General features: G+C 59.7%; 10 protein-coding genes and 1 pseudogene. 9 read left to right on the plus strand and 2 right to left on the minus strand.

The genetic code is table 11. From position 1 onward, the window contains the following. Nucleotides 1–1,017: 1,017 nt before the first annotated feature. The 8 genes from M0G41_RS18405 (at nucleotide 1,018) to M0G41_RS18435 (ending at nucleotide 8,952) form a co-directional block, all read left to right on the plus strand. Nucleotides 1,018–1,350, plus strand: coding sequence for a hypothetical protein (locus M0G41_RS18405; RefSeq protein ID WP_248206331.1), 333 nt, complete (start codon nucleotides 1,018–1,020; stop codon nucleotides 1,348–1,350). A 108-nt stretch (nucleotides 1,351–1,458) separates the two neighbouring features. Further along, nucleotides 1,459–1,977 carry a hypothetical protein gene (locus M0G41_RS18410; protein ID WP_248211695.1) on the plus strand — a complete coding sequence of 173 codons (519 nt, stop codon included), beginning with the start codon at nucleotides 1,459–1,461 and terminating at the stop codon, nucleotides 1,975–1,977. Nucleotides 1,978–2,071: 94 nt separating this feature from the next. Next, nucleotides 2,072–2,512: a hypothetical protein gene (locus M0G41_RS18415; protein ID WP_248211696.1), complete on the plus strand. Its 441-nt coding sequence runs from the start codon at nucleotides 2,072–2,074 to the stop codon at nucleotides 2,510–2,512. A 2,138-nt stretch (nucleotides 2,513–4,650) separates the two neighbouring features. Next, on the plus strand, nucleotides 4,651–5,340 hold the full coding sequence (locus M0G41_RS18420) for a DUF1444 domain-containing protein (protein ID WP_248211697.1): 690 nt from the start codon (nucleotides 4,651–4,653) through the stop codon (nucleotides 5,338–5,340). Between the two features lie 545 nt (nucleotides 5,341–5,885). Beyond that, entirely contained in the window at nucleotides 5,886–6,290 is a 405-nt protein-coding gene (locus M0G41_RS18425) for a hypothetical protein (protein WP_248211698.1), read from the plus strand. A 1,214-nt stretch (nucleotides 6,291–7,504) separates the two neighbouring features. Beyond that, nucleotides 7,505–7,867: an Imm8 family immunity protein gene (locus M0G41_RS18950; RefSeq protein ID WP_425511280.1), complete on the plus strand. Its 363-nt coding sequence runs from the start codon at nucleotides 7,505–7,507 to the stop codon at nucleotides 7,865–7,867. A 95-nt stretch (nucleotides 7,868–7,962) separates the two neighbouring features. Continuing rightward, nucleotides 7,963–8,415 carry a hypothetical protein gene (locus M0G41_RS18430; protein WP_248211700.1) on the plus strand — a complete coding sequence of 151 codons (453 nt, stop codon included), beginning with the start codon at nucleotides 7,963–7,965 and terminating at the stop codon, nucleotides 8,413–8,415. A gap of 78 nt (nucleotides 8,416–8,493) precedes the next feature. Next, the gene (locus M0G41_RS18435) at nucleotides 8,494–8,952 is read left to right on the plus strand and encodes a hypothetical protein (protein ID WP_248211701.1); all 459 of its coding nucleotides are present in this window, start codon (nucleotides 8,494–8,496) and stop codon (nucleotides 8,950–8,952) included. A 290-nt stretch (nucleotides 8,953–9,242) separates the two neighbouring features. On the opposite strand, the pseudogene M0G41_RS18440 reads toward M0G41_RS18435, so the two are convergent. After that, a pseudogene (locus M0G41_RS18440) lies at nucleotides 9,243–9,904 on the minus strand (transposase). Nucleotides 9,905–10,080: 176 nt separating this feature from the next. Between M0G41_RS18440 and M0G41_RS18445 the strand changes: the two are divergent. After that, nucleotides 10,081–10,623, plus strand: coding sequence for a hypothetical protein (locus tag M0G41_RS18445; RefSeq protein WP_248211702.1), 543 nt, complete (start codon nucleotides 10,081–10,083; stop codon nucleotides 10,621–10,623). 288 nt (nucleotides 10,624–10,911) lie between these two features. On the opposite strand, the gene M0G41_RS18450 is transcribed toward M0G41_RS18445, so the two are convergent. Further along, nucleotides 10,912–11,744 (minus strand): IS110 family RNA-guided transposase (locus M0G41_RS18450; RefSeq protein ID WP_248211703.1); only part of this gene is annotated, 833 nt, incomplete at its 5' end.

Raw genomic sequence — 11,744 nt, forward strand, 5'->3', positions numbered from 1 at the left:
CAAGATCGATGGCGACAGTAGTAGCATTCATATCGGACTCCTCCCGTGACCGTGACTGATGGCCGAAACCTCAGTGTGGCTCAACGAAGCCGAGTGGCTCGGGGGGAGTCCATTCCAACATTCGAGCGGACCGATGGGGCTGGCCTTCGAGTTTCCTGACATGATGTCGGCCATCGGCCGCTCAATGCGGCGTTGGGCCGCAAGGGAGTTGGGTTCCATCCAGGGTCCGCGAGCTCATGTCATCCACGCTCCGGGCCACCGTGGCGTCGGGCGCTTGGGGTCGGCTTTCGCTGTTCCCCGGGCCGTTTCGCAGGCGGGGACCGCTTTCGCAGGTCAGGGGTGCTGAGTCATGCAGCAGCTCGCCATTCCGGTGCCTGGTTCCGCTAGCATCTGGTCAGCGGCTCGGCAGATTGCGGCGCACAGGCGACAGGGGCAAGCTTTCCGTCCCGAGGCGCCCGGCTCCGGCATTCTCCCTTGCTGCCCAACTATGCGTTCAAGCGGACCGCCGGGAGGTGCTTCGATGTTTACTGATGCGTTGTCGGCCAGCGGCCGCTTAACGCGGCGTTGGATGGCAGCTTATGCCTGATCGTTACCACATCGCGTCGCGAATCCTCTCTTTCACCGTTTTCGCAGCGCCCAGCCTCTCTAACCTTTCTGAGGCCAGTGGGCTTTCTGACTGGCCGAGGGTTCTCCCAGGCGTCGCTCTGGCTTGTCTCGCTCTCCTGATCGCCCTTAGGCCCGTAAGCTTTCGGTTCGTCTTCAGTTGGGAGGCGCCGTCCTCTTCAGTGCTCTCGGTGGGCCCCAGTTGGCTCCATTCAGCGCTGGCCTTTGCCGCCCTAGGCTTCTGGCTGGCGTCATGGGCCGTGTAGCCAGTCGTTGTCGTGGCCACCGTCCAATCGAACCGGCTCAAAGGCTGCCATCCAACTATGCATTCGAGCGGACCGATGGGGCTGGCCTTCGAGTTTCCTGACATGATGTCGGCCATCGGCCGCTCAATGCGGCGTTAGGCAGCAAGGAATGGACTCTCAGCTGACCACTTTTGAGAAAGCAATTCTGGGCCGCATTGCGGAAGACCATCCTGCCTTAGATCCGATTGCCGATCTCCGGGTGGACCGCCGCGAGCTATCCGGTGCAGGCTCCTTTACATACTTCCAGCCACACCGGTCGGTTGCGCTGGAGGACGGCTACTACAGCCTTAGCGGTCTCATCCAGGTGCCTGGTGTTGAGTTTGGCATGGGGGCCTCAATCGCTATGAGCTCTGGTCAGGTAGAAATGTTGGAGATCTACACTTTCGGTAGCGCTTTGTGGGCAGGTGACTTCGCCGGTTTTGTCATCGATGGTGCCGCCTAACTGTGCATTCGAGCGGACCGATGGGGCTGGCCCTCGAGTTTCCTGAGATGATGTCGGCCATCGGCCGCTCAATGCGGCGTTAGATCTCGCTTGGAACTTTCCTGCCCCATGAACCGAACGAGCGGCAATCCGCGCGCGCTCTTCTTCAATGAGGAGGGAACCATGATTCCGCCGTTTCGTGGGTCGGGGTGGCGCGGCTGCGCGATCAATCGCGACAGGTTCGACCATACGAACATGCCGCGAGAGCTGTTCGAGGCTATTGTTCACTCCGCTTCGTCCCCTTACCTGTTGCTAGCCAGATACTCACCGGACAGCGAAGGCTCTGAGCGCATCACCCCCGAATGGGAGGCCTTCCGCGCGCACGTCTTCAACGCCGAGAACTGGGCACTTGAGTTTGTGCTCTACGACCCAACCGAGAGGTGGGCTATCCTCGCTGATGCGGACGTAACCGTTTTCGGTGCAGAGCCTGCACTTGCCGCGCATGTCGATCAGGCTCTGTCCACTCACGCCTTGAGCCTCGCGCGCCTGACGGATCGCGATTTTCCGGATCTCAACCCAATGTCGCAGCCCGGAGCCCCATACTTGCTCGCCGTTTCTGGGCGTTGGCCCTGCGACGGCAAGATCTAACTGTGCATTAGAGCGGACCGATGGGGCTGGCCTTCGAGTTTCCTGGCATGATATCGGCCATCGGCCGCTCAATGCGGCGTTAGGTCCGCAAAGCATGGGCGTTCCTGCTGCCGAGGAGATCAACATCCACGACTCGCTTGATGAGCGAGTTGCGATGGAGATGTTTCAGGGAAAGTCTCTGTCCGAAGCATTTGAGATGTTTCGGGAGAATTCGATGCTGTGTGCAGAAGCGCTCTGTCACATGGGTCCCCGCGCCCGGCTGTACTATGCCGATGCCTTCTTGAACTACGTCGTATCGGACGCTTCACTCGGGGATGTGTGTGCCGCCTCATCCTTACCTATGGTGGCGGATGCCGTCATAGACTCCGGCGTCGATTACGCGAATATTCAAGGTAGGCTGCTAGAAGCGCTTGAGCGGGTGCACTCCCAGTTCGCTAGGTATGCTCCCGATAGGATGACGCAGCGCATCTATCATCAGGTTCCCGGGGAGGCCCGAAAGGTGATTCTTGCTGTTCGTCGCCGCATGCGAACCTAACTGTGTGTTGAACCGGACCTGCGGGGAGATACTTCGAATGAACCGATCACTTTCGGCCGCAGGCCGGTTAACACGTCGTTAGGTAGCAGTTGCATGCGACGTCGGCGACTCACACCGTATCGAGAACGCATTCTCCACTACTGCGCCGAGCGTCAGATATCCGTCCCTCGCAACTTCGACATCGCTCAGTCGAGCGCTAGATACGCGTTTGTCGAAACCCTTTCGGGCCGAGAAACGCTGCTCCCCACGTCCACGTTCGTTAAGAGTGAGGTGATCGCCTGCCTCGCCAAGGCTGAGAGTTCCCGGCGAACCTTGCGAGCCGTAGACTTCCGGTCAGGCCGAGAGTTTGCGTTGGGTCCAGAGGGTAAGCTCGCAGAAAACGGCCGGTTTGACCCCGCGCCCCCTGGCGAAGTGTTGTATCTCGCTGCTACCTAACTACGCATTTGAGCGGACCGATGGGACAGGCTTCGATGTTTCCTGAGATGATGTCGGCCATCGGCCGCTCAATGCGGCGTTGGGCCGCAAGGGAGTTGGGTTCCATCCAGGGTCCGCGAGCTCATGTCATCCACGCTCCGGGCCACCGTGGCGTCGGGCGCTTGGGGTCGGCTTTCGCTGTTCCCCGGGCCCTTTCGCAGGCGGGGACCGCTTTCGCAGGTCAGGGGTGCTGAGTCATGCAGCAGCTCGCCATTCCGGTGCCTGGTTCCGCTAGCATCTGGTCAGCGGCTCGGCAGATTGCGGCGCACAGGCGACAGGGGCAGGCTTTCCGTCCCGAGGCGCCCGGCTCCGGCATTCTCCCTTGCTGCCCAACTATGCGTTCAAGCGGACCGCCGGGAGGTGCTTCGATGTTTACTGATGCGTTGTCGGCCAGCGGCCGCTTAACGCGGCGTTAGGTTGTCCGTGAGAGAGTTCGTTGACGTCCTAGGTTCTCGATTTGGCCTCGTCTGTGAGCGAGACGCGGAAGCGACGCGCTTGCTCGTCACGAGGCCTGAGGGGTTTGTCTTCGAGGTCACTATCCCAGACGATGTACTTGAGTGGTACGTAACCCTCTCCATCGGAGGCCGAAAGCTCTGGGAAGAGTGGGCCGACTACTACGCCCTGGCGGGTGAAACGAATGAGGAGCTTCGCGAGAGTATGCGGTCCGATCTGGAGCGTTTCCTCGAAGCTGCGTACTCAGCACCCCTTCGGCTAGATTCGTTGGAGAAGCCAGAATGGTGTCTCAACGGAACGTGGCTCAAACCATCAATTGCGGCAACCTAACTACGCATTAGAGCGGACCGATGGGACGTGCTTCGATGTTTCCTGAGATGATATCGGCCATCGGCCGCTCAATGCGGCGTTGGGCCGCAAGGGAGTCGGGTTCCTTGCAGTGCTCGGGCGATCATGTAGCCCTCGCTCCGAATCACCGTGGCGTCGGGCGCTTGGGGTCGGCTTTCGCTGTTTCCCGGGCCGTTTCGCAGGCGGGGACCGCTTTCGCAGGTCAGGGGTGCTGAGTCATGCAGCAGCTCGCCGTTCCGGTGCCTGGTTCCGCTAGCATCTGGTCAGCGGCTCGGCAGGTTGCTGCGCACAGGCGACAGGGGCAGGCTTTCCGTCCCGAGGCGCCTTGCTCCGGCACCCTCCCTTGCTGCCCAACTATGCGTTCAAGCGGACCGCCGGGAGGTGCTTCGATGTTTACTGATACGCTTTCGGCCGGCGGCCGCTTAACGCGGCGTTGGATTGCACTCTGATGGGTTCTGCGGATCTACACGATGCAACTCTGATCGCGATTTCCGTTAACTGGGAGGCGCAAGCCTGTGAGATGCGATTCCAGGTAGGCGTTCCGGGTCCGGGCGAGGTCCGCGCAACCTTCAGCGGTCTCACCCACTTCAGTTGCTCGTGTGTTGCGCCTTGGGGAAGGTCATCGTCCGTACTTCGGTTGGCTGCGGTTTCGTCAACGTGCTGGCGAATAGAAATGCAGTCCGGAGATGCGATAGAAGTCGAGGCTAGTAGTCTAGTTCTATCGGAGCCTTCAGACGTGGCAACTTTGTAGGGTGCAATCCAACTATGCGTTCAAGCGGACCGCCGGGAGGTGCTTTGATGTTCTCTGATACGCTGTCGGCCGGCGGCCGCTTAACGCGGCGTTATGCGACGGAGGCAGCGAAATGACTTCTCGCTGGGCGTTGACCATCACGCTTTTACTGGCCCTTTGCATTCCGGCGACTTCTATGGCGTTTGATCTAGACGAGAACTTCATGCTCGTCCTTCGCGAGTCGGAGGGCGCGAACGAACCGAAGTTCGGCTACAAGCCTGTGGGCCCGAGCACGGGAGTCTTAGACAATGGCGAGGAGTTCGTCATTGACATGGCTTGGTTCAATCTCATCGGCGACATTCACGTTCGCTTTGTAGTTGATGCGCCGGACTCAATGTCAAACATTGAAGCGGCAGAGTTCAAGTCAACCGGCCTCACACCTGAGGCGGCCGTTCGCACGGCGATGACAAACATCAAGAAGCGCTATGGAGCCCCAACGTCTGAGCCTTGGGAGGCCGGCATCTTCATCGTTTCAGGCGACTCCCCGGACTTCGATAGCAGTTACTTCCTTGATGCCTCCTTCTGGCACGAGCTCCTCGGCAAATTCCCAGATGGGCTAGTGGTAGGGGTTCCCAAGCGCGGCGGTTTGATCTATGCGCCTGTGAATGACGAAGAAGCTGTCGAAACGCTCGAGCGAAGTATCGTGTCCCTCTACGAATCGAGCGGCGCGATGAGGGTATCGTCAGCTCTTTATCGGTACGACGGAACATGGAAGGTGCATCAGGCGCCCGGCGTGTCAAGCCGTCGCATAACTACGCATTAGAGCGGACCGATGGGACGTGCTTCGATGTTTCCTGAGATGATATCGGCCATCGGGCGCTCAATGCGGCGTTAGACGACATGCGGACGGTCCTCGCAGCCCTGCTGACTGCGCTCGTTGTGGCGTGTTCGAACGTCTCCGATCGTGTGGGTGTGAAGCCTGATCCGCCCTCGCCGCCGCGAACCGAAACAAGCTGCCTCTCCCTTGGGGGCAGTTGGGGGCACCATGGAACGACTGAGGCTCCCGGGCCTTTCTGCGCGCTTCCAACAGCCGATGCAGGCAAGCCCTGTACAGAGTATTCGCAGTGCCAAGGCCACTGCCTCGCGCCAGCCGGTGCCAGATCCGGCGATAGGGTCGTGGGAGAATGCGCGCCGTCATACTTCCCCGGCGCATGCTTTACCATGGTTGAGCGCGGAAGGGCGCTGGATCGAGTTTGCGAATAGGTGTGTCGTCTAACTGTGCATTCGAGCGGACCGATGGGGCTGGCCTTCGAGTTTCCTGACATGATTTCGGCCATCGGCCGCTCAATGCGGCGTTAGAGGTCATCCATGAGCTACTCGGTCTACCTGCAGGTGTTCAAAGCCGGCGAGCCGTCCTTCGCTGACTTCGATTCGGTCGTCACCATTCTTGGGAGATACGGCTCCGTGGACCGGGTGGAGAGCCGTCTAGAGTTTGAGCCCAACGGAGATGATCTCTGTGAGATTGGTTTCCTCGGTGGAGACGAAGAATCGGGCATAGACTCTATTGGGTTTGACAGGCCCGTTTCGGGCGGTCGTTTAGCGAAGCTTGTCTTTGAGCTTCTAGGCGTTCCTGGCATGTGCTACTTCGAACTAGACTGCACCTACGTTCTAGCGAGAACTGATGTCTCCGCCGAGCTGCCCGAGGAACTCCTTGAGCTATGTGAAACGGGGAGCGTTACAGTTATCGACTCACATCATGACGTTCCGCTGTGACCTCTAACTACGCATTAGAGCGGACCGATGGGACAGGCTTTGATGTTTCCTGAGATGATATCGGCCATCGGCCGCTCAATGCGGCGTTAGGCCTCGCATGAAACGGTACCGTGTTCCAAATGATCCAGAAACCCTAGCTGCACTGAGCTTACTTTCTACCGGCGTGGTATCGATTGACCTTGCAAAGGATTTCTCACACTCACATGACTGCTATTCTTGCTGTCTAGAGCTTGAAGGCGGTCGCTGGATTCAACTTCAAGCTACCAGCGAGGATTTGGAGTACAAGTTTGAGGTGTTCCCTTTGCATGCTCGCCAAGTGGATGCCCCGCGCACCGGTGAGCGCCACCTAATTTCTTTAACAGCACCGGTAGCTGTCACTCCGCTTGCCACTGAGAGCTGGCTTGATCCGATCGCCCCAACGGGACCAACGCTAGGTTCAGACCCTGTCTCACAGTTCGTTGGCTTGCCTAGCTCTGTACCATCCACGGCAAGCGCATCATGCCGCTACGTTGGCGGTGTAGAGCTGAAGGGAGCCAATGGCATTACGTTGGTAGTAGCTACTGGCAGTTTCCCATACTCACTACACGTTTCTGGGTTTTATGAGGATCGGGGTTTTCGGCGCGGCGATTACGTGGCCCTGTCGGCCGAGGCCTAACTATGTGCTCAACCGGACCGTCGGGGACATGTTGCGCTCAAACCAATCCACCTCGGCCCTCGGCCGGTTAGCACGGCGTTAGGCGCCAACATCAATGTTTTCGTGGGATGAAACGGCACTCGTTCAATTCTTCGGTGTCTTGCCGCGCGAGACAGATGAGTTTGGCCGAAATCTGGAGTTCGAGGTCCGCTCAGGCGGGGTTTCGCTCCATTTCGGCGTCAACGTTGACTCAAGCGATTGTTCCATCGTCCTTCATTCGGGCAGTGTCAATGAACCCCTCTTCCGCGCGGTGTACCTTGACAGTCCGGGAGCGCGCGTTGTGAGTGACAAGAGAGGAAATTGCATTGAGGTGGGTGCGCCAGGGTCGGTGCTTGGCCGCTATGATGGTGCGCAACCCTTCGGCAGAGGTTTGCGCATCTGGCTGGAGCCACGCTTGCTGGTCGAGGCGTTTGGCGCCTAACTGTGTGTTCAACCGGACCTGCGGAGAGATACTTCGAATGATCCGATCACTGTCGGCCGCAGGCCGGTTAACACGGCGTTAGCTATCAGGTGAAATGTCATGTCGGGTTTCATTGAAGTAAAGCGCATCGATAGTCTCGATCTGCCGCGACCAAAGCTGCCGCCAGACCCCGCAAATTGCTGCATCTTAGTTGAGGCGCAAATCGGGCCGAAGGGCTCAGAAGCATCGGAGCTGTTCCGCTTCGAAGTCGTTACATGCTCTTATCTCGCTGAGAATCCAATCGCCAGGTGGGGGCGAGGCTTACTTCTATTGCCAGAGTTTTCGTGGGCCCACGTAGATCGCATGGTGGCGAGGGTTGTGGCAGGAGCAAGAGGTACTGACTGGGGATCATCAGCCAGAAACCTGTCGCGCACGCTCGACTGGGAGTTCGATGGTTATGTTCCCCACGCGCCTGCTAGCTAACTACGTATTCGAGCTGACCGTTGGGAGAGGTCATGGTGTTTTCTGATAAGTTGCCGGCCAACGGCAGCTCAATACGGCGTTAGCTAGCGAGAGAGATGACCCTGTTCACTTTTGGCCGAGAGCATGAAAAGCGATGCGAGGCTGCGTACGTGAATCGTAGCGCAAAGGCGCATCTGCTTATGAATGTCGTCGATTCCGTCCATGATCTGATTGAAGGCAAGTCTGATCTTGAGCAGCTAAAGGCCGCCCTGGTCCGCGCAATCGTCGAGGGCGACAATGCCGTTTACGTCAACGCCGAAAAGTGGCTGCGAAAAGCGTCAGCCGAGTACCCGTCGCTACTCAGCATCTGGCACGAGCTCGCAGCCCACTCCAATGCCCGCATTAGGGCTCGTGTAGCTGCGGCACTTGACCAAATGCCTGAGCCGCACGCGGGGGAAATCTCCGAGCAACTGTCCAACGATAAGAGTAAGATTGTGCGCTCGGCGGTGGCCGCCGCCTTAGATTGGCGGCCGGTTCGCGCTCGCAAGCTAACTACGTATTCGAGCTGACCGTTGGGAGAGGTGATCGTGTTTACTGTTACTCTGCCGGCCAACGGCAGCTCAATACGGCGTTAGATGTAGTTCGCCATGCCCACCTATCGCAAAGTGCACCTCGCTGCATTGATGTTGCTTGAAGCGGACACTCGCTTCTCTCAAGGGCGCTCGGATGAGGACTTCCTGGCGGCGATCGTTCTAAGCGGAGCTGTGCTTGGAATTGTAAGTCCGCTCCTCAAGGAGCATGGGGGCCACTCCTACCACTCGATCCTCGCTGAAATCTCAGGGATCCTCCATCCAGAAAAGGAAGGCCCGGTTCATGAGGGAGTCTTCCGTACCGTCTACAACGGGCTGAAGCATGCCGGAGACAATCGTCGCAGCCTCAAGCCTTCGGAGGATCTTCTCATCGAAGCTGAGCTTCGGCTTGAGGCAGCAAGGATGCTTGAGGCGGCAACCCACGACTTCCGGGAGGTCCCACTGCACGAAGTCGACCGCGAGAGCCTGCCAAGTGCGTTCCTAGAGCTCCTGCGCGAGCACAAGGACTACACCTAACTATGTGTGTATGGATTCCCCCGTCAACTAGCCCCAAGCGCTCGTAGTTCAATAGCAGACCGGATCGGCTGCAATCGTGTATTCGGCCTTTGGGTGGATCGCTGTTGATCCTGGCCATCATGGAGTACGCGGGGCGGGGCCAAACGTTCAATCGAGCGGTGTGCTGCTGCCTCCCGCAGGAGCTTGTTACCGGCCTTGCCGCCCCGGGTACCGAACCGCTGCCATGAGCTCGAAGCTCGGTGCAACCGGTGAAACGAAACGGGTTTCTGTGTGGTGGGTGGTTGGTGGGGTCAGTGCGCCACAGGCGGCTGGCTGACGTGGTTGGGGTCAAAGGACGCGCGGTGGTGCTCGGCGGCCCATAGCCTGCGTGCCAGCTTGTTGGCCACGGCGCAGGCGGCCTTGCTGTGACCGACGCGGTCGCTGAGCTGGATGGCCCAGGCCGATAGTCTGTCCAGTTCTTTGCCTTGCCTGCGCCGGATGGCCGCGCTCTGCAGCAGCGACCGCGCGCCGTGGATCAGCAGCTGTCTGAGATAGATGTCGCCGCGCCGGGTCAGCTTGCCCAGCCGACGGCTGTCGCTCGGATGCGATGCAGGCCCTGGATGCCCTGTTGTTCTGCGCTCTTGATCGGCACGGGCCGAATGTCACCCACGGTGAAGGCGGTCAGCAGGCCGGCGACGTCAGAGCGATCGGTCTTGTTGCCGCGGACGAAGGGCTTGGCGTGCTGGGCAGGCAGCAGCAGCGGGCGATGCCCCATGGCGGCCAGGCGCCTTGCCCAGTAATGCGCGCTGCTGCAGGCCTCCATGACCACGGCCATCGGTGGCCGGTTCTGGAACTCCGCAGCGAGCCGGGCCCGCGACAGGCGCTTGCGCTGAACGATTCGTGCGTCCGAGTCGGCGAAAGCCAGCTCGAACACGTCCTTGGCAAGATCGATGGCGACAGTAGTAGCATTCATATCGGACTCCTCCCGTGACCGTGACTGATGGCCGAAACCTCAGTGTGGCTCAACGAAGCCGAGTGGCTCGGGGGGAGTCCATTCCATGCGTTCAAGCGGACCGCCGGGAGGTGCTTCGATGTTTACTGATACGTTGTCGGCCGGCGGCCGCTTAACGCGGCGTTAGGTGGTGATTCTTGGACAAGGTTGCTCCAACGCTGGTAAAGAGAATCCTGTCGTCCCGAATTGGGCCTGTTCTTGCGAACTATGGCTTCTCACGTACGAAAACGACGATCCTGGGCTGGGACAAGGCGTCGGATTTAGGATTTCTGAGTGTATTTCTGCCGTTTGAGAAATATGGCTGGTCGGCTCAGTTTGGCTCTTCGTTCTTGTTGCAATTTCAAGAGGGGCTGGATTCGCATCCATTCACCCTCAACAGAAGGAAGATGTGCTGGTTCACGGAGTTGCTTGATAAAGAGGGGCTAAGCGAAGCGCTAGACATCAACAACGCAATCGTCGCGCAGCTGGAGGATCCAGTTTTTGAGCGAGACCACAAGCAACAGGGAGACATCGATTGGCTTCGATGGGGTAAGCGTGTCAGAGTTCGGCCCTACGTCTCCGGCGAGTACATTGAGCTGTGCTATACCCGTGTGGGCGATGTCGAGAAGTGGGCGGCTTTCATAGCGTCTCGGCTGCCGGAAATGCTACAAGCCTTTCAGTACGTTCGTGTCACCACCTAACTACGTGTATGGATTCCCCCGTCAACTAGCCCCAAGCGCTCGTAGCTCAATAGCAGACCGGATCGGCTGCAATCGTGTATTCGGCCTTTGGGTAGATCGCTGTTGATCCTGGCCATCATGGAGTACGCGGGGCGGGGCCAAACGTTCAATCGAGCGGTGTGCTGCTGCCTCCCGCAGGAGCTTGTTACCGGCCTTGCCGCCCCGGGTACCGAACCGCTGCCATGAGCTCGAAGCTCGGTGCAACCGGTGAAACGAAACGGGTTTCTGTGTGGTGGGTGGTTGGTGGGGTCAGTGCGCCACAGGCGGCTGGCTGACGTGGTTGGGGTCAAAGGACGCGCGGTGGTGCTCGGCGGCCCATAGCCTGCGTGCCAGCTTGTTGGCCACGGCGCAGGCGGCCTTGTTGTGACCGACGCGGTCGCTGAGCTGGATGGCCCAGGCCGATAGTCTGTCCAGTTCCTTGCCTTGCCTGCGCCGGATGGCCGCGCTCTGCAGCAGCGATCGCGCGCCGTGGATCAGCAGCTGTCTGAGATAGACGTCACCCCGGCGGGTGAGCTTGCCCAGCCGACGGCTGTTGCCCGAGGAGAACTCCCTGGGCGTCAGGCCCAGACTCGATGCGAAGTGCCGACCGCTGGGAAAGCGATCGAGTTCGCCCTGTCCGGCGCTGAGCGCGGTGGCGGTGATCAGGCCCACGCCGGTCGCGGTCTGGTAGCGCTGGCTGCTTACGTCGCGCTCGGCGAACTCGGCGAGCGCGCCCTCGACGCGGGCCATGGCGGCTGAGTGGGTGTCGATCTGCTGCAGCAGTTCGTGGAGCGCGTGGCGCAGGGCCATGGGCAGGTCGTTGTCGTCGTCCTCCAGGGCGGCCAGCGCCGCCGAGCGGACCTTGTGGGAACCGGCCGCGATCACCAGGCCGAACTCGCGCAGCAGTCCACGAAGGATGTTGATCGAGGCCGTGCGCTGGTGCTTATGGTGCTCGCGGATGCGATGCAGGCCCTGGATGTCCTGTTGTTCTGCGGTCTTGATCGGAACGGGCCGAATGTCACCCACGGTGAAGGCGGTCAGCAGGCCGGCGACGTCAGAGCGATCGGTCTTGTTGCCGCGGACGAAGGGCTTGGCGTGCTGGG

It is taken from the genome of Pseudomarimonas salicorniae, assembly GCF_023156535.1.
In the GTDB taxonomy this organism is placed as follows: Bacteria; Pseudomonadota; Gammaproteobacteria; order Xanthomonadales; family Xanthomonadaceae; genus Pseudomarimonas; species Pseudomarimonas salicorniae.